The following is a 22,318-nucleotide window of genomic DNA, read 5'->3' on the forward strand; positions in this document are numbered from 1 at the left end:
AAGCTCGGGTGACGGTCGACCGTTACTCGCGCTGAGGTCTCGTCGGTTCAGACAGGAGCCGGCGGGGCCGACCTCTTCGGACATGCGCGGGAGGTCACTCTCTTAGTTGTAGTACCGTCTGGGTCATCGGCTTCGGCGGTCCCACCGCCGAGACCCCCGAGTTTCATCGGCGGAAGGGCCTGACATGGGCAGCGCGAATGTGGAGATCGTCGGTAAGTACCTCTCGACGCTTTCGGACGACGACGACCACCCGTACCGCACCGGACCCTGGCGTCCCCAGAACACGGAGTGGTATGCCGACGACCTCGCGGTGGTCGCCGGCGAGATACCCTCCGACCTCGACGGTGTCTACCTGCGCAACACCGAGAATCCGCTGCATCCGGCACTGAAGTTCTACCACCCTTTCGACGGCGACGGGATGGTGCACATCGTCGGGTTCCGCGACGGAAAAGCCTTCTACCGCAATAGGTTTGTCCGCACCGACGGTCTGCTCGCCGAAAACGAGGTTGGCGGACCGCTGTGGCCCGGGCTGGCCGAGCCGATCGAGCTGGCCAAGCGCGATCACGGCTGGGGCGCGCGGACCCTGATGAAGGACGCGTCGAGCACCGACGTCATCGTGCATCGCGGCGTCGCTCTCACCAGCCATTATCAGTGCGGCGATCTCTACCGCATCGACCCGTTCTCCGGCGACACCCTCGGCAAGGAGGACTGGAACGGCCGGTTCCCCGCGGACTGGGGCGTCTCGGCGCACCCGAAAGTCGATGATCGCACCGGCGAGCTGTTGTTCTTCTCGTACAGCAAGCAGGACCCGTATATGCGCTACGGCGTCGTCGACGAGGGCGGCGACCTCGTCCACCTCACCGACATCCCACTTCCCGGCCCGCGGCTGCCGCACGATATGGCGTTCACCGAGAACTACGCGATCCTCAACGACTTTCCGATGTTCTGGGATCCCAAGCTGCTCGAAGCCGGCATCCACTTCCCGGGCTTTCACCCCGACATGCGGTCGCGGTTCGCCGTGATCCCCCGCCGCGGCGGGCCATCCGACATCCGGTGGTTCGAGGCGGATCCGACGTTCGTGCTGCACTTCACCAACGCTTTCGAGGACGGTGACGAAATCGTCCTCGACGGCTTCTTCGAAGGCGACCCGTCTCCGGTCGACACGGGGGCGGGTGACCGTTGGCAGCGAGCGTTTCGGTTCCTTGCGTTGGACCGGTTGCAGACTCGGCTGCACCGCTGGCGGTTCAACCTCGTCACTGGGCAGACCACCGAGGAGCAACTCACCGACACCATCACCGAATTCGGCATGATCAACAGCGGTTACGCCGGGCTGCCCTACCGCTACACGTACGCCGCCACCGGCAAGCCGGGCTGGTTCCTGTTCGACGGCCTGGTCAAACACGACCTGCACACCGGTGCCGAACAGCGGTTCAGCTTTCCCGACGGCGTGTACGGCAGCGAAACCGCGATGGCGGCGCGTCCGGGGGCCACCGCCGAGGACGACGGATACCTGGTCACGCTCACCACCGACATGACCGCCGACGCCTCCTATTGCCTGGTGTTCGACGCGGCGAGGGTCGATGACGGACCGGTCTGCAAACTGGCACTGCCGGAACGGATTTCCAGCGGGACGCACTCGACGTGGGCTCCGGGTTCGGAGCTGCGACGGTGGCGGGAGACCGACGCGGCCGCCACGACCGTCGGCCTGTAGATGGCCACTCCCGAGCGCGTGTCCGAGCCGAATGCCGTCGCCCGCATGCTCGAATTGCTCGGTGACGAATGGGCGCTGCTCGTCATGCAACAGTCACTACTCGCGGCGACCCGGTTCGGTGACTTCAAGTCTCGCCTGCCGATTTCCAACTCCGTGCTGACGGCGCGGCTTCGGACGCTGACGGATGCGGGACTGCTCGAGCGTCGTCAATATCAAGACCGGCCTCCGCGTTTCGAGTACCTCGGCACTCGGTGCGGCCGGTCGCTGTGGCCCGTGCTGCTGTCGATCTGGGACTGGGAGCGTCGCTGGGTGCCCGACCACGCCGAGCCGCTGCCCGCCATGCGTCATACCGCATGCGGCGCCGATTTCACCCCGATGGTGACGTGCCGTTCGTGCGGCGAGAGCGCCGACGACAAAGACGTTGTCCCGCAATGGGGTCCGAGCGGATCGTGGGAGCGGTCGGTGCCCGCCGCGGCCTCGACGCGCCGGCGCTCGGAGGCCGATCAGCACGCCGCGGCCGGCCTGTTCCCGCAAACGATGAGCGTCATGGGGAACCGCTGGGGCTTCGCACTGCTGGTAGCGGCGTTCGTCGGCGTCCGTCGGTTCACCGACTTTCAAGCCCAGCTCGGCGCGCCCCCCGGGTCGATCGCCGACCGGCTGGCCATCTTCACCGCGAACGGCGTGCTGGTCGACGTCGGCAATCGGTACGAGCTGACCGAGAAGGGCCGCGCCCTCTTCCCGGTTCTGGTCTCGGCCCTGCAGTGGGCTCAGCGCTGGTTCACCGACCTCGACGGGCCCGCGGTCGTGCTGACCCACACTGCCTGCGGAGGCCGTTTCTCCGCCGTCTTCGCGTGCGACCGGTGCGGCCGACCGCTGACCGGGGCGCATGTCTCCATGGAGAAAATTTCTTCGAAAATTTTCTAGCACTCTCTGATGTCGAGTGCTAAACTTGCAGGTGCGCACAGTAATTTGGCTGCCCGCCAGGGTGGCGGGCTCTGAGTGGCATAGGAGGTGGATTGCTGTGCTTCGCTTTGATCCGTTCACTGAACTTGATGCTCTGACCCGGGGCCTGCTGACGAACCAGACCGGATCAAATCGTTCCCCCCGGTTCATGCCGATGGACCTGTGCAAGGTCGACGACCACTACCTGCTGACCGCCGATCTGCCCGGCGTGGATCCCGGCTCGGTCGACGTCAACGTCGACAACGGCACCCTGACCATCTCCGCACACCGCACGGCCCGCTCCGACGAAGGTGTGCAGTGGCTGGCCAACGAGCGATTCTTCGGCACCTACCGTAGGCAGCTGTCCCTCGGCGAAGGCATTGATGCGACGAAGATCTCGGCGACCTACGAGAACGGCGTGCTGTCCGTGACCATCCCGATGGCCGAACGCGCCAAGCCGCGCAAGATCGACGTCGCCCACGGCGGCGATCAGAAGTCGATCGAGACAACCACCGTCGAAGCCGGGTAACCGCGCCTAGTCGAGACTGCGGTCAGATCGCGTTACCAACCCGATCCTGCGATCTGACCGCAGTTTCGGCGTGTCTACGCGTTCCTCTGCGACAGATCTACGCATCCGCGCCGATGTTTCGCCGTGCTGACGGCCGCACGCTGGTTAGCATGACTGGAATCGACGCGGCGCCGTTGAACTGGAGCGACTTGGGCGTGAGCGAGCTGGTACCGACCGGAACGGTGACGCTGCTGCTGGCGGACGTCGAGGGGTCGACCCGGCTCTGGGAGACGCAGCCCGATGAGATGACGGCGGCCTTCGCCAACCTTGATCGAACGCTGGCCGAGGTCATCGGCGCGCACAGCGGCGTCCGGCCCATCGAGCAGGGCGAAGGTGACAGCTTCGTCATCGCGTTCGGGCGTGCAAGCGACGCGGTGGCATGCGCCCTTGACCTACAGCGCGTTGCACTTTCACCGATCCGGCTGCGTATCGGCTTGCACACGGGCGAAGTGCAATTGCGTGACGAGGCCAACTACATCGGCCCCACCATCAACCGCACCGCCCGGATCCGCGATCTTGCGCACGGCGGGCAGACCGTCTTGTCCGGTACGACAAGCGATTTGGTGTCCGACCGGTTACCGGTAGATGCATGGCTCGCCGAACTCGGGACGCATCCGGTTCGCGACCTACCCAAGCCCGAACGCGTGGTGCAGCTGTGTCACCCCGCAATCCGTAACGACTTTCCGCCGCTACGCACCGCCAAAAGCTCACGCTCGCATAATCTCCCGGCTCTGCTGACCAGCTTCGTCGGTCGGGCTCTACAACTCGAGAAGGTATGCCGGCTGCTTGCCGACAACCGCATGGTCACCCTGACCGGCGCGGGCGGAGCCGGTAAGACACGACTCGCCATCGAGGCCGCGAAAGCTCTGTCCGAGGATTTCGACGACGGTCTGTGGTGGGTGGATCTGGCGGCCATCGCCGATCCGGCCGTCGTCTCGATAACGATTGCCCGCACGCTCGGACTGCCCGATCAACCGGGACGGTCCCCGTTGGAGACGGTGCAGCGCTTCATCGGCAACCGCGAAATCCTCCTGCTGCTGGACAACTGCGAACACCTCCTGGACGCGTGCGGTGACGTGATCACACGACTGCTCAACCACTGCCCGCAGTTGAGCATCCTCACCACCAGTCGCGAGCCGATCGCGGTGTCCGGAGAGATCACGTGGCGGGTGCCCTCTCTGTCATTGCAAGACGAAGCCGTCGCGCTGTTCACCGACCGGGCTCAACGGGCGCGGCCCACGTTCCACGCCTCGGGCGACGACCTTCAACTGGTGGTGGACGTGTGCCGGCGACTGGACGGTATGCCGCTCGCGATCGAGTTGGCGGCGGCCCGGATTCGCGCATTGTCACTGCGCCAGATCGCGGACAGCCTCAATGACAGGTTTAGGCTCCTCACCGGCGGTGCCCGAAACACCATGCGCCGCCAGCAGACCCTGCGGGCCTCCGTTGATTGGTCTCATGCGCTGTTGACGGAGCCGGAGCGGGTCCTGTTCCGCCGGCTGGGCGTATTCATGGACGGGTTCGACTTCGATGCCGCACAGGCTGTCGCCGCCACCAACGAGCTCGAGCAGTTCCAGATTCTCGATCAGCTGAGCCTGCTGGTCGACAAGTCCCTTGTCACCGCGGACGAGGAATCGGGCGCCATGCGTTATCGCCTGCTCGAGACGGTCCGTCAGTACGCACTGGAGAAGCTCGCCGAATCCGGCGAAGCGACGCTGATGCGCGGTCGCCATCGCGACCACTATGTCGCCGCAGCGGTCCGCCTTGAGGAAGATGAACGGCTCGTCCAATGGGCCGAACAGGAGACCGGAAACCTGCGCGCTGCCCACGCCTGGAGTATCGACTGCGAGGAGTTCGAGCCCGCGCTTCGGCTGATTTCCGCTCTGCAGAGACTGTGGGAGACACGCGGCAGGATGCGCGAAGGCATCGCCGCATTCGATCTGGCGTTCAATGACGAGGGCTATCGGGACGAGGACGTCGCTGCGGCGGTCTGGATACGCGCCGTCGCCGACAGAAGCATCCTGACGGCCTGGACCGCCGATTCGGCGAGCTTGGAGCGCGGCGAGGAGGCGTTGGCGGCTGCCCGGGGCTTGGGCGACCAGGGACTCATTGCACTATGCCTGGCCGCCTGCGGAGCGATCGCCTACTACCTCCCCGAGGTGTCTCAAGCGTATTGGGCCGACGCCATCGATCTCGCGCGCCAAGCCGGTGATCGGGCGAGGTTGTGCTACTTCCTCAGCTGCCTTGCCGTCGCAACGAATGTGGCGGGGCAGCCGCTCGCCTCGCAGCTGGCGGCGGAAGAGGGTCGTCTCGTCGCCGACGCCATCGGCGATGGCTTCGTGTCGCGTCATTGCCGGATCTGGCAAGCGACCGCGATGGGCTGGCGAGGCGGAGTACAGGGTGCGGACGAGGTGATCCGCGGCGTCAGCGAAGAGGCACGTGCGGCCGGTGAACGAATGCTCGAGTTATTCGCCCTGGTCTGTGAATGCAGCTGGTTCGCATACGAGGGGAACGCAGCCGTGGCTCGAATGAAATCCGAGGAAGCGCGCGAAACCTCGATCGCGATGGGCGGTTTCCATGAGGACACGATCCACGTTGCCTGGGCACTTTCGGCCCTGGCCGCCGGCCGCGGCGCGGAGGCAAAGGCGGAGTGCGAAGCGGCGATAGGACAAACCGTTCCCGAGCGGATGCCCTACATACGAGCCCTCACTCCGATGACCCTGGCGCTGCTCGCGTGCAGTGAGGTCGCCGCCGCACGCCTGTGGGTCGACGAAACGATCGGGCTCACGGTCGGCAATTACCAACTGAACGCGCTCGTCGCGCGAGCTCACGTAGCGCTTGCCCAGGGCGAACGCGACCAAGCCGAGCGGGACGCCCACGACGCCCTGGCGCTCGCACTGGTCACCGGCGCGTTCTTGCACGTTCCCGAGGCGCTCGAGGCTCTCGCACGCTGCGCAATTCGCGACGGAAATCACCGGCACGCGGCCCGCCTCCTCGGTGCGGCCACGGCCCGCCGAACCGTGATGGGCGTAGCGCGGTGGCCGGTATACGCGATCGGATACGACGATGCGGTTGCAGAGTGCCGAGAAGCCATGGGAGAAGGCGTGTTCAACGCTATCTGGACCGAGGGTTCGGCCATGTCGACCGAGGAGGCCATCGCTTACGCCCAACGCGGAAGGGGGGAACGGAAGCGGCCCACGAGCGGCTGGGAGTCGCTGACGCCCACCGAGCGGGACGTCGTCCGCCACGCCGTCGACGGGTTGGGCAACAAGGACATCGCCGAGCGGATGTTCATCTCGCCTCGTACGGTGCAGACGCATCTGACCCACGTCTACGCCAAGCTCGGATGCACCTCGCGGATTCAGCTCATCCGAGAAGCCGCACGTCACGCGTGACGGTTCAACCGATACAGCAGGTTGTTCCGCACAGCCGGCCACTCGACGTCGAGGATCGAATACACCACCGTGTCACGGCGCGATCCGTCGGGCAGAAGCTGGTGGCTGCGCAATATTCCGTCGAGTTTGGCGCCGAGCCGCTCGATCGCTTGGCGGCTCGCTGAATTGAAGAAATGCGTGCGGAACTCGGCTGCAACACAACCCAACTCGTTGAACGCATGCTCGAGCATCAGCAACTTGGTCTCCGAGTTGACGCCGGTGCGCCGCGCTGCGGCCACGTACCAGGTGTTGCCGATCTCGAGCCGCCGATTCGAAGCGTCGACGCTCATGTAACTCGACGACCCGACCAGGGTTCCATCGTGGCGTCGCACCACGAACGTCAGCCCGCTGTCGGGGGCCTGCACCGCCAATCGGGCGTCCACCCACCGCTCGACGGCTTCGGGTGCGGGCGCAGCGGTGAACCACAAGCGCCCGAGCTCACCGTCGGCGGCGACGGCCGCGATCTCCGAAACATGCTCGCGGCGCAGCGGTTCCAGCGTCACCCAGCGGTCGCCAGTCAAATCGACCGGCTGGACGAAACCACGTCGGCGGTCTACCGGACCGTCGCCCACGCGGTCACCATCGCCCAGACCGACAGAACCGCCGCAACCACAGCCATGGCGGCGCCGATATAGAGTCCGTAGCCGGCGGACACCGGCGAGTACACGTAGAGCCGGTGGTACCACACGGCCAGGACCACCAGCAGCACCGAAATCGCCAGCGCGGCAGTCGATGCGATGCGAGCCGAGAATCCTCGGGCCGACATCGCACCCGCGACGATCAGCAACGAGGCCAGCAGCACGATCAACTGGCCCACCCCGAACCCGGGTTTCGGCGCCGGCAGGTCGCCGAAGATACCGCCGATCGCGCTGACCCGGCCGCCGTTCGCGGTCAGCCACGGCAGCCAAGCGCTCACCGAGACGATCGCCCCGCACATGGCGACCAGCCATCCGGGGCGCACTCGCGACATGCCACGAGCCTATCGGCTGGATCGCACCGCACCGGTCTCTAGTCTGGAGTGTCCGACACCGAAAAGGCAGGTACTGGGATGACCGATCTTCCGGAATGGGCGCAGCGCCTCGACCTGTCCCCCCATCCGGAGGGCGGCTGGTACAGGGAGACGTGGCGCAGTGACCTGATGGTGCCGCAGTCCGCATTGCCGCCGGACTACACCGGCCCGCGCAGCGCCGGTACGGCAATCCTCTTCCTGCTGATGCCCGGTCAGCAGTCGGCCTGGCACACCGTGCGCAGCGCCGAGCTGTGGCTGTTCCACGCGGGCAGCCCGCTACTGCTCGAGGTCGGGCCCGAACAAGGCGGTGCCACAACGCATCTCCTAGGGATCGACATCCTCGCCGGCGAGCAGCCCCAGTTCGTCGTGCCGCCGGGCCACTGGCAGCGCGCCCGCCCCCGCGACGACGAGCCGAGCCTGGTCAGCTGTGTCGTGGTGCCGGGATTCGATTTCGCGGACTTCGCCCTCGCCGCGCCGACCGCCTGAACTCATCTGAGGCCCGCGCGCAGCCTGTCGAGCATCCGGCGATCCCGCTTGGTCGGCCGGCCCGCACCACGGTCGCGTGCCGCGAACTGCACCGTCTCGGAGACCGCGGGCTTGGGTGTCCGGTCGAGATAACACGTCGACGCGTCGGCCGCGCCCACCCGCTTCTGGATCACCCGCAGCACCTCGACGACCCGGGTGGTCTGCCCGATGCGGGCCCGCACCTCGTCGCCGGGCGATACCGGGGTGGCCGGCTTGGCGGGCCGCCCGTTGACCCGGACGTGCCCACCCCGGCATGCCTCGGCGGCGTCGGGCCTGGTCTTTGCCAACCGGACCGACCACAACCACCTGTCTATGCGGGTCGACTCCACGCCACCATCATCACCCTCGGCGGCTACCTTATTGTGACCTTAGATAGACCTTATTTTTCTTAGGAATAGGTGTACGGTTGGGGCCACGCGGGCGCGCAGCGACGGAAGGAGCCCGACATGGATCACCAACCCGAACGAATCGTCCTGGTCACCGGCGGCTCGAGAGGCCTCGGCGCGCGGGTCGCACGCCAGCTCGCCGGCGCCGACAGCCACGTCGCCGTGACCCGCGACATCTCCGACGAGGTCGAATCCGCGGAGGTGATCGACGGCATCGCATCGCGCTTCGGTCGGTTGGACACTCTGATCCTCAACTCGTCGGACGCGCTGGACACCGGCGCGGATCCCGACTGCGCGATGCGCCTCAACCGCGACGCCCAACGCCGGCTCGCCCTGGCGGCTCTACCGCTGATGCCGGTCGGCGGACGGATCGTCTTCGTCACGAGCCATCAGGCCCACTTCTTCCCCGACAAGGCGGTGCCCAAGGGCTACACGGCCGTCGCGGCCAGCATGCGGGCCGGCGAGACCGCGCTGCTGACGAGGCGGTCAGAGTTCCGCCAGGCGGGCGTACAGCTCACGGTGGTGTCCGGCGACATGAGCCACATGACCTTCGCCGACGCCGTCGTCGACGCGGCCACCACGCCGAACCCGGCGAGCATCGTCTTCGTCGGCAGGACCGACTACCTGATGACCGCCTGACGCTCGCTCACTGCAGCGAGGACAGGTTGAAGGCCGCCCCGGTGCAATCGGCTATCGCGGCCAACCGACCGTAGGGTGTGTCCTCGGCGCCGCGAATCACGGCGCCTCCGTGATCGAGAATCAACTGCACGGTCTTGTCGACGTCGTCGGCGCCCAGGAAGAAGTTCCAGTTCGAGGGCTCGGCCTCGGGCAGGAAGGCGCTGCCGTCCATCAGACCGAGCAGCGCCTCACCATCGAAGTTCGCCGTGCTGTAGCGGAATTCGTCGGTGTCGGACACCGTCTCGATGTGCCAGCCGAACAGGTCGCGGTAGAACTGCTGCGACCTGGCGTAGTCGCGGCCGGTCCACTGGAAGTACACCGGTGCCCCGTGCTCGTTGACGACCTCGAATCCGCGGTGCCCACCCGGCTGCCACAGCCCGACGAGCGCGCCGCTGGGGTCGGACAGCATGCCCATCCAGCCCTTGTCCTTGATCTCCATCACGGGTGCTCCGCACGTCGTCGCGCCCGCAGCGACCGCCGCGTCGAGGGTGGCCTTGGCGTCGGTGGTGTGGAAGTAGGTGGTCCAACCGTCCGGGCTGTTCCACTGCGGGTCGTTGAACATCAGGCCTGCGATCGGCCTGCCGTCCTTCGACGCGGTGACGTAGCCGCCGTATTCGGGGCCCGCCGACTCGAACGTCCAGCCGAACACCTCGCCGTAGAAGGCCTGCGAGCGTTCGACGTCCGAGGACGCCAGGTCGATCCAGGTCGGGGCGCCTACGGGGGCGGAATTGCGGACGGGCACGATGGTCTCCTTCTCGGTGGGTGGTCAATCACCGGTGCAGACCGCCGTCGGCGCGAAAACTCATCGAACGGCGTCTTACGACGCGACCCCCAGGACCCGCAGCGCGTTCTCCTTGTAGATCAGCGACTGCACCACCGGGTCGATGTCGAGGGTGTCGAAGTCGGCACGCCACCGGTCGATCTGGATGTACGGGAAGTCGGTGCCGAAAAGAACCTTGGTGCGCAGTTGCCGGCTCATGGCGCGGACCAGCTGCGGCGGGAAGTACTTCGGGCTCCACCCGGACAGGTCGATGTACACGTTGGCCTTGTGCGTGGCGATCGCGATCTGCGAGTCGACCCAGGGCACCGCGGGATGGGCCATCACGATCGTCAGATCCGGGAAGTCGGCGGCGACGTCGTCGAGCAGCATCGGATCGGAGTAGCGCAGTTTGATGCGGTGCCCACCCGGCAGCCCCGAGCCCATCCCCGTCTGCCCGGTGTGGAACAAGGCGGGCAGCCCGGCCTCGGTGATCGCCTCGTAGATCGGGTAGAAGCGACGGTCGTTGGGCTCGAACGCCTGCATGCTCGGATGGAACTTGAAGCCCTTGACCCCGTAGTCCCGGACGAGTTCGTGGACGCGGTGCACCGCCCGGCGCTCGTGCCACGGATCAACGCTGCCGAACGGGATCAGCACGTCGTTGTTGCGCGCGGCGCCGGCGACGAGGTCCTCGATCGAGTTCGGCACATGGCGCATCGCCGTGCGCGCGTCGATGGTGAAGACGACGGCCGCCGTGTTGTGCTGCCGGTACAGGTCGGCGACCGCGTCGACGCCGGCCGTCGCGCCGGGTGGCATCTTGAAGTACTTCTCGGTCGCCTCGACGAGTTCGTCGACGTAGGCCTTGTGGCCGTGGCAGTCGATCTCGACGTGGGTGTGGATGTCGATCGCCGCAATGCGGTCGAAATCGATGCCGTATTCGTACTTCTCGCCGCGTACCGTCACCCACGTGACGATATATGCGCTGAACCTCTTCGACGTCGCCGACCGCGACGAGTATCTGGCCTATTCGAAGCGCTCCCCCGCGGAGGTCGCCAGGCACGGCGGTCGCGTCGTGGCCCTCGGACAGTTCAGCGAGGCCGTCCTCGGCGACATCGAGCCGCGAAAAGTGCTGATCCTCGTCGAGTGGGACTCCAAGGACGCGTTCGACGGCTACCGCAACGACCCCGACCTGGTCGACTTGCACAGGCATCGGGAGGACGGGTCGTCGTCATACATCTGGCACCTGTTCGACCGGTTGGACGATTTGCGGCCTCTACTCAAGACCCAGTGACCGCGGCTTGCTGCAGCTGCTTGGTGGCGAGCTGACGCAAATCGGCGGACTTGATCTTCGCGTTGCCGGTCAGCGCGATCTCGTCATCACGGAAGAAGAGCACCCGACGAGGCACCTTGTAACTGGCCAACCGCTGAGCCAAAAACGACCGGATCTCGTCGGCGTCGAGGGTGACACCGTCGTGCGGCACCACACACGACACGACCACTTCGCCAAGTGCGTCGTGCGGTACCCCGACCGTCTGAGCCACCTTGACGCCCGAATGCTGCATGACGGCTTCGTCGACTTCCCGCGGCGACACGTTGGCGCCGCCTGTCTTGATGATGTCGGTGAGCCTGCCCTCCCAGTAGAGCCGGCCTTCGTCGTCGAGGTAGCCTCCGTCGCCGGTGCACAGGAAGCCTTCGGCGTCGAGCGTCTCGTCGAGGGGTGTCCCGATGTAACCGAGCATCAGCGTCGGGCCCTTCACACAGATCTCCCCGCGCTCTGTGCGCGGAACGATCTTGCCGGTCAGCGGGTCGACGATCTTGAGCGTCACGCCGGGAAGGGGGACGCCGCTGCTGTCCTTGTGGATCTCCGGCGCGGTGTTGGCAGGGTAATTCGTTGTGATCGTGAAGGTTTCGGTGTTGCCATAGGCGTGGCCCGGCTCGAACCATTTGGTGTTCACCGTGGGGTGGCGCGCGACCGGTGTCTTGTAGTCGACGAACCGCATGCTGCTCAGATCCACGCTTTCCCAGTTCGGCGCGCCCTCGAGCTGCGCCCACTGGTGCGGCCAGGCGAACGGAAAGTTAACGCGCTCGGCAGCCATCAGCTCGAGCGCCTCGTCGGCGACGAATGTCGGTTGCAGCACCAGTGCCCCACCCGCCGCGAGCGTCGAGCCGAGCGACATCGCGAAATTGCCTGACCAGAAGAAGCCGTTGGCCGACCAGCAACGGACGTTGTCCTCGGGGCCGAACTGATACAGCCGCCGGAAGCGCCACATCTGGATGCAGACGCCGCGGTGCGCGCTCAAGATGCCCTTCGGCCTACTGGTCGACCCCGACGAGAAGAACAGCACCGCAGGGTCGCTCGGTTGCACCGCCGCACCGGTCGCCTCGACCAGTTCGCGTGGTTCGTTCCCACCGTGGGCGAGGAATTCGTCCCAGCCTTCGATGCCTGCCGGCGGCTCCCCGACCGTGACGAGCCGTCTCAGGTAGGGGAATCTCGCCGACTGCAATGCGCCGGGTGTCGACTTCGAGATCGCTCGTTCCAGGTCGGCCAGAATGCTCGCGAAGTCCTTTCCCAGAACCGTGCGCTCGAACAACAGCACCGACACGGCCGACGACTGCAGCAGGTGGTCGAGTTCCGGGCCCGTCGAGAAAGTGCTCAAGGTGGCGGCCACTCCGCCGGCGAGGGAGATGCCGAACACCGCCGCGATCCACTCCGGCCGGTTCGTCATCATCACACCGACGCGACTTCCCTTGCCCACGCCGCATACCCGCAGCGCACCGGCCACTTCGACCGCCCTGTCCCATAATTCGGCATAGGTCCAGCGGATGACGCCGTCGGCGGTCGGGAAGGAGAGCGCCTCCCGTTCGCCGTACATCGTGGTGACTTCGCGTAGGAAACCAGGGAGCGTGAGCGCACCGAGGCCGGGCTCCTCTGCCAGTGGCGGACCGGAGACGATCGAGAGTGAATGCATTGTCACGCCAACGGGAGTTCGACCTCGGCGGTGCAGTCCACCAGCACGGTGCCGTCCTGGTTCGTCAGGCGCAGCTTGACCTGCACGAGCGGTACACCCCACGTGGATTCGGTTTGCTTGTCGACGATCTCGGCGTCGAAGTACGTGACGTCGCCCTCGAAGGCGGGCCCTCGGAAGTCGGCCTTGGTGTGACGCACCATGCCGTCGTGGCCCGCCCAGTACGCGAGGTAGTCGGTGCACCAGGCGCCCATCGTCGCACCGTAACCGTAAGCGCGCGCCATGCCGACCTCACTCGCCCGGTCGGCGTCGATGTGGCCGCGGGAAGGCCCGACGTACAACCCGTCGCGCTTGCGCGGGTCGATCATCGCGTCGTCTTCGTCGAACGCGAAGTCCTTGCCCCAGCCCGGATCCTGGTAGATCCACGGATCCTCGACACCTTCCGGCGCGACCCAGTGGAACGTGCCCCAGATGTTGAACAGGAACGCCCGATATTCGGTGGTGAAGCTCGCGATGCTGTGCGGCCCGATCACCCTGCGCGGTAGGGTGTCTCCGACCTTCACCTCGTCGAACCGCGGAGAGACGCCCATCCGGTTGGACTCCAGCCAGTCGCGGCGAAGCCTCTCGACTTCTTCCAGCTCATGTTGCGTCCAGCGCTTGATGTCCCCGAGCTGGTTTTCGAACATGCCGCGTTTCGTCGCCTCTTCGTACAGATAGCGGATCGCGGTCGAACGCTCGCGGGCCACGAGTGCACCGCGCTGGTTCTTGTGGATTGTGTCGCCGCGCGAGAACATCGTCGGCCCAGCGAATTTCGTCTCCACCACCTTGTAGTCGTGGAACCGGCGCTCCTGGAACAACTGGTCCCCCGGCCGCACCGGGCAGCCGTAGAACCACCATTCCTCACCGCCGAAGATCAAGTGGCTGTTGGGAATGTGCCCCACGCACGCCGGTGCTGCGCCGTGGCCGTAGTCCAACGCCACCGCGATGGACTGCGGAGCGATGAGGCCACCGAACTTGGACTCGCGGGCGAAGCGCTCGTCCCAGTGCAGTGGGTTGGGATAGTCCATCGCCATCACCCACCGCCGGATGTCAGAGGAGCTGCACGGATCCCACAGCTGCCCACCGCCGATCGGCTTGCCGACGCGGTGGTCGACGTCGGACAGATCAAGTTCAGCCACGTGTTTTCCGATCAGCGATTCACATCGACGACGATGCGACCGCGTACCTTGCCGTCCATCAATTGACCCGCGGCGTCGATCACGTCGGCGAGCGGAATCTCGTCGGCGATCGATTCGAGCACGGCCGGATCCAGATCTTTCGAGAGGCGTTCCCAGGCGGCCATCCGCGGTTGTTTGGGCGCCATCACGCTGTCGATCCCGAGCAATGACACACCGCGCAGGATGAACGGTGCGACGCTGGCCGGGAAGTCCATCCCCTGGGCGAGTCCGCAGGCGGCAACCGCTCCCCGGTAACGGGTTTGGGCGCACGCGTTGGCGAGGGTGTGGCTGCCGACCGCGTCGACGACACCGGCCCAGCGTTCCTTCTGCATCGGCTTACCTTTCTCGGCGAACTCGGCGCGGTCCAGAACCGTTGTGGCGCCGAGATCTTCGAGATAGTCGGACTCGGAGGTCTTGCCGGTGACAGCGGCGACCTCGAAGCCGGCCTTGGCCAGCAACGCGATCGCGACACTGCCGACACCGCCCGTCGCGCCGGTCACCAGGACCTCACCCTGATCGGGCTGGATGCCGTGGGCCAGCAGGGCGTTCACGCAGAGGCTGGCGGTATAGCCCGCCGTTCCGATTGCCATCGCCTGCTTGCTGGTGAAGCTCGACGGCAGCGGAACCAGCCAGTCGCCGTTGAGGCGGGCGCGCTGGGCGTAGCCGCCCCAATGGGTTTCCCCCACACCCCATCCGTTGAGCACGACGCGGTCGCCCTTGTTCCAGTCCGCGTGCGAGCTCTCGGTGACCACGCCCGCGAGGTCGATGCCAGGAACCATCGGGAACTTGCGTACCACCGGCGACTTGCCGGTGATCGCGAGGCCGTCCTTATAGTTCAGCGTCGAGTACTCGACGTCGATGCTGACGTCACCCTCGGGAAGTTGTGCCTCGTCGAGGGTGGTGACCTCGACCTTTTGACCTGCATCGTCCTTGTCGATCAATATTGCCGAAAACACGTGGTGTGCAATCCTTTCAGGAATTCAGTTGGCGGCCTTTTCGGGCGCATAACCCAGCGCCGCCTTGATCTCCAGGAACTCGTCGAACGCGAAGTGGCCCCACTCGCGGCCGTTGCCGCTGCGCTTGTAGCCGCCGAACGGAGCGGCCATGTCGAAGCCGTGGTTAATGGCCACCGAACCCGCCCGGATCCGCCGCGCCACCGCGCGAGCCGTCTCCAGGTCGGCGCCCGAAACATAGCCGGCCAGACCGTATTCCGTGTCGTTGGCGATCTCGAGTGCCTGATCGAGGTCGTCGTAGCCGAGGATGCACAGCACCGGCCCGAAGATCTCCTCGCGGGCGATCGTCATGTCGTTGGTGACGTTCGCGAACACCGTCGGCTTGACGTAGTAGCCCTTGTCGAGCCCGTCCGGCCGTCCGGTGCCGCCGACGGCGACGGTCGCGCCCTCGTCGATGCCCTTCTGGATCAGGCCCTGGATCTTGTCGAACTGCGCCCTGGAGGCCACCGGACCGATCGCGGTCTTGTCGTCCGGGTCGCCGACCTTGACCGCGCCCGCCACCTCACGGGCGATCGCGATCGCCTCGTCCATGCGGGAGTTGGGCACCAGCATGCGCGACGGCGCGTTACAGCTCTGGCCGCTGTTCATCATCATCACCGAGACACCCGCGGTCACGCTCTTGGCGAAGTCGTCGTCGTCGAGGACGATGTTCGGGCTCTTACCGCCGAGTTCCTGGGTGACGCGCTTGACGGTCAGCGCGGCGTTCTTGGCGACGTCGACGCCCGCGCGCGTCGACCCGGTGAACGACACCATGTCGATGTCGGGGTGCGCCGACAGTGCCGCTCCGACGCCCGGACCGTCGCCAAACACCATGTTGTACACCCCGGCGGGAACGCCTGCCGAGTCGAGGATCTCGGTGAAGATCTGGCCCGAGTACGGCGCGACCTCCGACGGTTTGAGCACCATCGTGCAGCCCGTCGCGAGCGCGGGGAACACCTTGCAGGCGATCTGATTGATCGGCCAGTTCCACGGCGTGATCAACCCGCACACCCCGATCGGTTCCTTCACGACGAGCGTGGCGCCGTGCTGCTCTTCGAACTCGAAGTTCTTCAGCACTTCGATGGCCGTGGCGAGGTGGCCGAGCCCGAGGTTGACCTGCGGGCCGGCCGCCAGCGACGCCGGCGCGCCCATCTCCTCGTTGACCGCGTCGGCGACGTCGCCTGCGCGCTTCTGGTACTCGCCCATGATCGCCTGCAGCAGGTCGAGTCGTTCGTCGCGGCTGGTCTGTGACCAGGTGTTGAAGGCCCGGCGGGCGGCCTGCACCGCGACATCGACGTCGGCCGCGGAACCGATCGCGATCTTGCCGGAGACCTGTTCGTTGGTCGGGTTGTCGACCTCGAGGCTGTTGGGCCGGATCGGGTCGACCCACTGGCCGTCGATGTAGAACTTCAGATATTCACGCATGGCTCTACTCTTCTCTGTTACGTGGTCCTACTGCGTGCCTTCTGCATACCAGGTCCGGAACCGGTCGTACTTGGGCATCTCTTCGGAGTTGGCCTTCGGGTCGATGCAGACGTGCACGACGGCGGTCTTGCCGCTGGCGAACGCCCGCTTGATCGCCGGGCCGATCTCGTCGTCCTTCTCGACGTACTCGCCGTGACATCCGAAGCCCTCGGCGACCTTGTCGAGCCGGACGTCCTTGCTCCAGTGCACGCCGGGTTGCGGCGACGGCTGTTCGAACGTGCGCTTGTAGACGCCGACCTCCAGGCCCCACTGGTGATCGACCCCGACGACGCAGACCAACGGCAGGTTCTCCCGGGCCGCCGTCTCGAGTTCGGCGATGTGGAACAGGAACGCCGAATCGCTGGTGAGCAACATGACCGGGCGGTTGCGGCCCTCGGCGACCGACGCGCCGACCGCGTACGGCAAGCCCGTGCCGAGATGACCGAAGTTCTGGTTCCAGATCACGTCGCGTGGCTTGGTCTGCGAGTAGGTCCACTGGAAGATCACGGTGGCGCCGCCGTCGCGGACCAGGATGCCGTCTTCGGTGCACTCGTCGAAGGCCTTGGTGGCCTCGACGACGTAGCGGGCCGGGTGAATCGGCGAGCGACCGCTCGGCGCTTCTTCGGCCACCCGGGCGAGTTCGGCGGCGTCCGCTTTGATCAGTGCCTCGAGGTCGGCCGACGGGGTCCGCGGATTTTCGCGCAGCGCCTCGACCAGCTGCGGCACCACGCCGCGCATATCGCCGACCAGCGGCACGTCGATCGGTCGGTTCACGCCGATCGCGGTCGGATCCTGTTCGACGAGAACCCATTTGCGGTTGGCGTCGCCCTCCGCCCAATGCTGGGTCCGGCCGTAGTGCATGGGCTCACCGAGCTCGGTTCCCAGCGCAACGCACAGATCGGACTTCTCGACGGCCTCATTGGCCGCCGGAGAGAACAGGTACGGGAACGTGCGGTCCTGCAGGCCGGGGATGAACGAGGTGCCACCCGACGTCTGGATCACCGGGCAGGCCATCAGCTCGGCCAACTGCCTGACCTGCTCCTGGGTGCGCGAGGTGTGAACTCCGTGACCCACCAGCAGGATCGGGTTCTTCGCCGCCCTGATCAGCTTGACCGCCTCGGCGACCTCGCGTTCGCCTGCGCCCTGATTGACGAGCCGATACCGGTGCGGCGGCAACGGATCCGGCACGTCGAGCTCTTCGAGGATGACGTGAGACGGGTACTCGACGTAGCTGGGGCCGGGGGTACCGGACATGGAGCGACGGATCGCCTCGCGGATGATCTCGTCGGTCTGGTCGGCGTACTCGATCGAGCTGCTGAACTTGACGGAAGCCTCGAAAAGCGGTTCCTGCTGGACGAATTGGATGCGACCGCGACGCACCCGACGCTCGGTGACGCGGGCGCGCTGTCCGCCCAGGAAGATCACCGGTGAATTCTCGACCAGTGCGCACTGGATCGCGCCCGCGATGTTGGCCATGCCCGGGCCCAGCGTTCCGATGCACAGCCCCGGCTTGCCTGTCATCCGCGATGCCGCCTCGGCCATGAACCCGGCGCTCAGCTCGTGGTGTGGTGCCACGACCGACCATCCGCGGGCTTCGGCCTCGGTGAACATGTGCACGAAGTTGGGGTCGGGGATGCCGAACAGCGTGTTGACGCCCTCGGCCTCGAAGAGGTCGAGGATGCGCTTGTATACGGGTACACCCATGTGAAGCTCCTTTACTGGTAGCGCTTGGCTAGTTCTTGGCGGTGTGCTGACGGAGAGCCGAACAGTGATCGGTTCAGGGTGGCGCGTTTGAGGTAGACGTGGATACCGCTCTCCCACGTGTATCCGATGCCGCCGTGCAATTGCATGGCCTTGCCGGCGATGTCGACCGCCGCCGCGCAGGCGTACGACTTGGCCATGGAGACGGCGACTCCGGCGTCCGGCGCGTCCTCGGCGACGGCCTGCACTGCGGCACCGACGAGTTGGCGGGACACGGCGATGCTGACGAGCATGTCGGCACAGGCGTGTTTGACGGCCTGGAACGAGCCGATCGCCCTGCCGAATTGCTGACGCACCTTCACGTATCCGACGGTGGCGGTGAGCATGGCCTCGCTCAGACCGAGGCTGTCGCAGGCGATGGCCGCGGCAGCGCGCTCGTGGAGGCGTTGAACGGCGGTGTCGTCGGCGAACGGCAACAGTTCGGCGCCTGCCGCGTCCGGTGATACGGCCGCAAGCGACCGCGTCTCGTCGACGACAGGTCGCCGCGCGGCTTGTTGTTCGGTCACGGCGATGCCACGGTCGGTGACGATCAGCACCCGGTCCGCGCCTTCGGCGTCGGGCACGAAGTCATACGGTTCCAGCGCGACGGTCATCCGGGTCGCGCCGTTGGCGAGTTCGGTGAGCAGCAAGTCGCGGGTATCGCTGGGCCGCACCGCGTTCAGCGCTGCGGCGGCGAGCACCGCGCTGCCGAGGAAGTGGGTGGCGCCGGCGGCGCGTCCGATCTCCTCACAGATCACCGCGACTTCGGCGAACGACGCACCCGCCCCGCCGAACTGTTCGGGCACCTCGAGTCCCACCCAGCCGGCATCGATCAGCGTCGACCATTCGACGTTGCGGTCCTTGGCGAGCAGATCGCCTGCCACCGAGCGCAGTTCGCCGTGGAATTCTGTGAAGTCGGCCATCAGACGGCACTCGGTTCTCGCGGCAGGCCCAGACCGCGCTCCCCGATGATCGTGCGTTGGATCTCACTCGCCCCGCCGGGGATCGTCCATTCCCACGATCCGATGAAGTCGAGCACCCACGCGCCCGACTCCCAGGCGCTCGACATGGGCTTGGTGAGTTGGGTGTGGGCGGCCAACCCGCCGATCTCCGCACCGAAGTCGGTCATGCGCTGCAGCAGTTCGCTGTAGAACAGTTTGACGATCGAGGCGTCGGCCGGGTCGGCGGTGCCACTCTCGTTGTCCTCGACCACCTTCCGGCACAGGCCACGCAGCCCCGCGATCTCGGTTTCGAACTGCGCCAACCGGTCGGCGACCACGGGGTCGTTCACCGGGGCGCTTCGCACCAGCCATCGGAATCCCGCGTTACCCAGGCGCTCGGCGAGCTCGAGCATCGTCATGCCGCGTTCGGCGCCGAGGGTGGCCTGCGCGACCCGCCAGCCGTCGTTCTCCGCGCCGATCAGGTTGGTGGCGGGGATCTTCACGTCGTTGAGGAAGATTTCGCAGAAGTGTGAGTCGCCGATCGCATTGCGGATGGGACGGACCTCGACGCCGGGTGTGGTCATGTCGAGAAGGAAGTACGAGATTCCCTTTCGCTTCGGCGCATCCGGGTCGGTGCGAGCCAACAGCAGGCACCAGTCCGCGTGCTTGCCTCCGCTCGCCCACAGCTTCTGCCCGTTGACGACGTACGAGTCACCCTCTTTGCGCGCGGTGGTGCGCAGGCTCGCCAGGTCGGAACCGGCCTCGGGTTCGGAGAAGCCCTGCACCCAGATCTCGCCGTCGAGGATCGCCGGCAGGTGCCGTCGCCTCTGTTCTTCGGTACCGGCGACCAACAGCGTCGACGCGGCGTGATGGATGCCGACGAACGCGAGCACCAGTCGCGGGGCGTCGTGCGCGGCCAGTTCCTGATACAGCACGACCTGTTCGGCCACCGACATGCCGCCGCCCCATTCGGCAGGCCAGTGCGGGACGGCGAAGCCGGCGCTGTGCAGTTCGGCGAACCACCGCTTCTGGAAGGCGACGAATTGCTCGTCGCTTGTGCCCGTCTGTGTTTCGCGCCAGTCCGGCGGGATGTGCTCGACGCACCACTGCCGCACCGTCTGCCGGAACCGGTCGAGCTCGGCGGTCATAGGCGCACCGCCCCGGCCCGCAGGTGGTCCATCACGCGCGCGACGGCCAGGCCGTCGTCGAAGGCCGGGGTGATCTGGGTCCCGCTGCGCAACGCCTCGGCGACGTGTCCGAAGAACGCCGAGAGCGCAGGCGGGGGTGAGCGCCGCGGCGGCGGTGCGAACTCAGCGGTTTCGGGGTCGGCTCCAGGCCGGCGCACCACCAGCGTCGTATCGGCGGTCAGTTCGACGGTGCCGCCGCTGCCCAGCAGCGTGACCGACGGCGGCATGGGCACTGCGGCCGCGAAACCGGTGTCGTGAGCGGCGGTGCAGCCGTTGGCCATTGCGAACCACGCCGAGTAGGCATCCTCGGCGGTGGCCTGGTCGGGCGATCCGTCGATGCGGGTGATGCCGCCGCACTCGGTGATCTCGCTGCCGAAGAGCCATCGGGTGAAGTCGATCAGATGAGAGCCGTAGGCGCCGATCCAGCCGCCGCCGAGTTCGCGGTTGTTGATCCAGCCGAGTTTGCGGCCGCGCAGCCCGCTTCCGAAGAACGTCCAGTGCAGGTGCCGGGGTGTGCCGATCGCCCCGCCGTCGGCCAGCTCCTTGAGCCGTGCCCATGATTCGTTGAACCGGAACTCGAAGTTCAGGAAGTGCAGCACCCCGGCATCGTCGGCCATGTCGCGCATCTGCGCGGCCTCATCGGCGTTGAGGCCGAATGGCTTGTCACACAACACCGCATGCCCGTGTTCGATGGCGCCGGTGACGTGCTCGAGGTGCAGGAACGGCGGGGAGTGCACGGAGATCAGGTCGACGTCCGAGGCCAGCGCGGCCTTGACCGCGGCGTCGTCGCGCGGGCTGACGACCTCGACGTCGAAGCCCGCTGCTGCGTACGCGGGGGCCGCGGCGTGCTTTCCGAAGCCGGTCCCGATCACCGCGACCCTCATGCGTACAGCCCCGTCAGACCGGCGCGGCCCGCACTGCGGGTCAGGGCGTCACGGGTCGCGGACAACCCGAGCGGAAGCCGCCGCAATGGCTGGCTGTAGCGGGACAGCCACGACAGGGTCGTCTCGTCGCAGAAGCCGACCGCGCCGTGCAACTGGTGGCATACGCGGAATACGACTTCGGCCGCTTCGAGCGCCGACAACCGCAACGCCAGTGCATCGGTGAGCGCCTCGGGCCGGGCGGTGGCAATGCTCCACAATGTGTACTTGGCGAGGATGTCGAGGCCACTGCGCTCGACCTCGGCGTCGGTCAGCTGGAACTGCACACCCTGAAACGACGACAGCGTCTGGCCGAACTGCTTGCGCAGGCTGACGTGAGCGATCGTCAACTCGATCGCCCGGTCGAGCATGCCGAGCAGCGTCCAGCACGGCAGTACCAGTCCGAGCGCGACATCGGCGGCACCCTGATCGTCGACGATGGCCGTCTTCAATTCGGAGACGAAACCCGGCCCGGCCGGCCCGATTTCGGTCACGGTGCTGCGCGCGCCGTCCAGCGTGACTGTCGTCCAACGGCTCTCGGTCCCGGCCACCGCTGCGGCGCGCCGGTTGCCGGCCACCACGATCAGGCCGTCGGTGTCGAGATCGGTCGGGGCGGCCAGCCGTTCGGCGACCGGATACGGCAGCGCCCAGTATCCCGCGCTGCGGCACAGTGCCGCAGCCGCTTCGAGGCCGTCGGCGTCGTTGCGCGCATCCAGTTCCCAGGCACCGATCCCCGCGAGGCTTGCGCCGACCAACGACTCACGCGCCTCGGGTTTTGCCTCGGCCTGCTGGACGAGCTGATCGCCGCCGGCGGCGTCGAATGCCCGAAGCGCCTCGCGCCCATACTCTTTGGCGTCGTCGGAGAGGTCGAGGATCATCTC

At 66.6% G+C, this 22,318-nt stretch carries 21 protein-coding genes; 7 read left to right on the plus strand and 14 right to left on the minus strand.

The genetic code is table 11. The features are described from left to right. Positions 1–184: 184 nt before the first annotated feature. From AU198_RS21965 to AU198_RS21980, 4 genes are all read left to right on the plus strand, one after another. Positions 185–1,711 (plus strand): carotenoid oxygenase family protein, encoded by a 1,527-nt coding sequence (locus AU198_RS21965; protein WP_064350660.1) that lies wholly within the window; start codon positions 185–187, stop codon positions 1,709–1,711. Next, positions 1,712–2,635: a winged helix-turn-helix transcriptional regulator gene (locus AU198_RS21970; RefSeq protein ID WP_231744750.1), complete on the plus strand. Its 924-nt coding sequence runs from the start codon at positions 1,712–1,714 to the stop codon at positions 2,633–2,635. Positions 2,636–2,732: 97 nt separating this feature from the next. Then, complete coding sequence (locus tag AU198_RS21975) at positions 2,733–3,182, plus strand: Hsp20/alpha crystallin family protein (protein WP_064350661.1); 450 nt, start codon at positions 2,733–2,735, stop codon at positions 3,180–3,182. 149 nt (positions 3,183–3,331) lie between these two features. Beyond that, entirely contained in the window at positions 3,332–6,616 is a 3,285-nt protein-coding gene (locus AU198_RS21980) for a LuxR family transcriptional regulator (RefSeq protein ID WP_064350662.1), read from the plus strand. On the opposite strand, the gene AU198_RS21985 is transcribed toward AU198_RS21980, so the two are convergent. Beyond that, positions 6,607–7,176: a GNAT family N-acetyltransferase gene (locus AU198_RS21985; protein WP_231744751.1), complete on the minus strand. Its 570-nt coding sequence runs from the start codon at positions 7,174–7,176 to the stop codon at positions 6,607–6,609. The genes AU198_RS21980 and AU198_RS21985 overlap by 10 nt on opposite strands. A gap of 32 nt (positions 7,177–7,208) precedes the next feature. After that, a complete protein-coding gene (locus tag AU198_RS21990; RefSeq protein ID WP_064350664.1) occupies positions 7,209–7,625 on the minus strand; it encodes a hypothetical protein in 417 nt (138 codons plus the stop codon). Positions 7,626–7,703: 78 nt separating this feature from the next. Here AU198_RS21990 and AU198_RS21995 point away from each other — a divergent pair, with 78 nt between their 5' ends. Further along, positions 7,704–8,150 carry a cupin domain-containing protein gene (locus tag AU198_RS21995; RefSeq protein WP_064350665.1) on the plus strand — a complete coding sequence of 149 codons (447 nt, stop codon included), beginning with the start codon at positions 7,704–7,706 and terminating at the stop codon, positions 8,148–8,150. 2 nt (positions 8,151–8,152) lie between these two features. Here AU198_RS21995 and AU198_RS22000 read toward each other — a convergent pair whose 3' ends face one another. Then, entirely contained in the window at positions 8,153–8,518 is a 366-nt protein-coding gene (locus tag AU198_RS22000; RefSeq protein WP_064350666.1) for an RNA-binding S4 domain-containing protein, read from the minus strand. A gap of 117 nt (positions 8,519–8,635) precedes the next feature. On the opposite strand from AU198_RS22000, the gene AU198_RS22005 reads away from it, so the two are divergent. Then, positions 8,636–9,214: an SDR family oxidoreductase gene (locus tag AU198_RS22005; RefSeq protein ID WP_064350667.1), complete on the plus strand. Its 579-nt coding sequence runs from the start codon at positions 8,636–8,638 to the stop codon at positions 9,212–9,214. Positions 9,215–9,221: 7 nt separating this feature from the next. On the opposite strand, the gene AU198_RS22010 is transcribed toward AU198_RS22005, so the two are convergent. Together AU198_RS22010 and AU198_RS22015 are read right to left on the minus strand one after the other, a co-directional pair. After that, entirely contained in the window at positions 9,222–9,995 is a 774-nt protein-coding gene (locus AU198_RS22010; protein ID WP_064350668.1) for a VOC family protein, read from the minus strand. A 75-nt stretch (positions 9,996–10,070) separates the two neighbouring features. After that, entirely contained in the window at positions 10,071–10,973 is a 903-nt protein-coding gene (locus tag AU198_RS22015; protein ID WP_064350669.1) for an amidohydrolase family protein, read from the minus strand. A gap of 4 nt (positions 10,974–10,977) precedes the next feature. Here AU198_RS22015 and AU198_RS22020 point away from each other — a divergent pair, with 4 nt between their 5' ends. Further along, the gene (locus tag AU198_RS22020) at positions 10,978–11,301 is read left to right on the plus strand and encodes a DUF1330 domain-containing protein (protein ID WP_197416189.1); all 324 of its coding nucleotides are present in this window, start codon (positions 10,978–10,980) and stop codon (positions 11,299–11,301) included. Here the strand turns inward: AU198_RS22020 and AU198_RS22025 are convergent. The 9 genes from AU198_RS22025 to AU198_RS22065 are packed head-to-tail and all read right to left on the minus strand — an operon-like array spanning position 11,288 to position 22,315. Beyond that, the gene (locus tag AU198_RS22025; protein WP_064350671.1) at positions 11,288–12,979 is read right to left on the minus strand and encodes a class I adenylate-forming enzyme family protein; all 1,692 of its coding nucleotides are present in this window, start codon (positions 12,977–12,979) and stop codon (positions 11,288–11,290) included. The two genes, AU198_RS22020 and AU198_RS22025, sit on opposite strands and share 14 nt — an antisense overlap. Before the next feature lie 2 nt (positions 12,980–12,981). Beyond that, positions 12,982–14,154, minus strand: a complete 1,173-nt coding sequence (locus AU198_RS22030; RefSeq protein WP_231744752.1) for a MaoC family dehydratase — start codon at positions 14,152–14,154, stop codon at positions 12,982–12,984. Between the two features lie 11 nt (positions 14,155–14,165). Then, positions 14,166–15,149, minus strand: coding sequence for an acrylyl-CoA reductase (NADPH) (gene acuI, locus AU198_RS22035; RefSeq protein ID WP_064350672.1), 984 nt, complete (start codon positions 15,147–15,149; stop codon positions 14,166–14,168). 24 nt (positions 15,150–15,173) lie between these two features. Next, positions 15,174–16,610, minus strand: coding sequence for an aldehyde dehydrogenase family protein (locus tag AU198_RS22040; protein WP_064350673.1), 1,437 nt, complete (start codon positions 16,608–16,610; stop codon positions 15,174–15,176). A gap of 27 nt (positions 16,611–16,637) precedes the next feature. Beyond that, positions 16,638–18,353, minus strand: a complete 1,716-nt coding sequence (locus AU198_RS22045; protein ID WP_064350674.1) for a thiamine pyrophosphate-binding protein — start codon at positions 18,351–18,353, stop codon at positions 16,638–16,640. 11 nt (positions 18,354–18,364) lie between these two features. Then, positions 18,365–19,312 carry an acyl-CoA dehydrogenase family protein gene (locus AU198_RS22050; RefSeq protein ID WP_064350675.1) on the minus strand — a complete coding sequence of 316 codons (948 nt, stop codon included), beginning with the start codon at positions 19,310–19,312 and terminating at the stop codon, positions 18,365–18,367. Continuing rightward, positions 19,312–20,478, minus strand: coding sequence for an acyl-CoA dehydrogenase family protein (locus AU198_RS22055; protein ID WP_064350676.1), 1,167 nt, complete (start codon positions 20,476–20,478; stop codon positions 19,312–19,314). The genes AU198_RS22050 and AU198_RS22055 overlap by 1 nt, the downstream gene beginning before the upstream one ends. Further along, a complete protein-coding gene (locus tag AU198_RS22060) occupies positions 20,475–21,401 on the minus strand; it encodes a Gfo/Idh/MocA family protein (protein ID WP_064350677.1) in 927 nt (308 codons plus the stop codon). The genes AU198_RS22055 and AU198_RS22060 overlap by 4 nt, the downstream gene beginning before the upstream one ends. Then, positions 21,398–22,315: an acyl-CoA dehydrogenase family protein gene (locus tag AU198_RS22065; protein WP_064350742.1), complete on the minus strand. Its 918-nt coding sequence runs from the start codon at positions 22,313–22,315 to the stop codon at positions 21,398–21,400. Before AU198_RS22065 ends, AU198_RS22060 begins: the two co-directional genes overlap by 4 nt. Positions 22,316–22,318: the final 3 nt, after the last annotated feature.

Source organism: Mycobacterium sp. GA-1199 (genome assembly GCF_001500045.1).
Taxonomy (GTDB): domain Bacteria; phylum Actinomycetota; class Actinomycetes; order Mycobacteriales; family Mycobacteriaceae; genus Mycobacterium.

Coding starts and splice junctions, on each gene's coding strand:
- AU198_RS21965 (WP_064350660.1), top strand. CDS start 185: ATGGGCAGCGCGAATGTGGAGATCGTCGGTAAGTACCTCTCGACGCTT.
- AU198_RS21970 (WP_231744750.1), top strand. CDS start 1,712: ATGGCCACTCCCGAGCGCGTGTCCGAGCCGAATGCCGTCGCCCGCATG.
- AU198_RS21980 (WP_064350662.1), top strand. CDS start 3,332: ATGACTGGAATCGACGCGGCGCCGTTGAACTGGAGCGACTTGGGCGTG.
- AU198_RS21990 (WP_064350664.1), bottom strand. CDS start 7,625: ATGTCGCGAGTGCGCCCCGGATGGCTGGTCGCCATGTGCGGGGCGATC.
- AU198_RS21995 (WP_064350665.1), top strand. CDS start 7,704: ATGACCGATCTTCCGGAATGGGCGCAGCGCCTCGACCTGTCCCCCCAT.
- AU198_RS22005 (WP_064350667.1), top strand. CDS start 8,636: ATGGATCACCAACCCGAACGAATCGTCCTGGTCACCGGCGGCTCGAGA.
- AU198_RS22025 (WP_064350671.1), bottom strand. CDS start 12,979: ATGCATTCACTCTCGATCGTCTCCGGTCCGCCACTGGCAGAGGAGCCC.
- AU198_RS22040 (WP_064350673.1), bottom strand. CDS start 16,610: ATGCGTGAATATCTGAAGTTCTACATCGACGGCCAGTGGGTCGACCCG.
- AU198_RS22045 (WP_064350674.1), bottom strand. CDS start 18,353: ATGGGTGTACCCGTATACAAGCGCATCCTCGACCTCTTCGAGGCCGAG.
- AU198_RS22050 (WP_064350675.1), bottom strand. CDS start 19,312: ATGGCCGACTTCACAGAATTCCACGGCGAACTGCGCTCGGTGGCAGGC.
- AU198_RS22055 (WP_064350676.1), bottom strand. CDS start 20,478: ATGACCGCCGAGCTCGACCGGTTCCGGCAGACGGTGCGGCAGTGGTGC.
- AU198_RS22060 (WP_064350677.1), bottom strand. CDS start 21,401: ATGAGGGTCGCGGTGATCGGGACCGGCTTCGGAAAGCACGCCGCGGCC.
- AU198_RS22065 (WP_064350742.1), bottom strand. CDS start 22,315: ATGATCCTCGACCTCTCCGACGACGCCAAAGAGTATGGGCGCGAGGCG.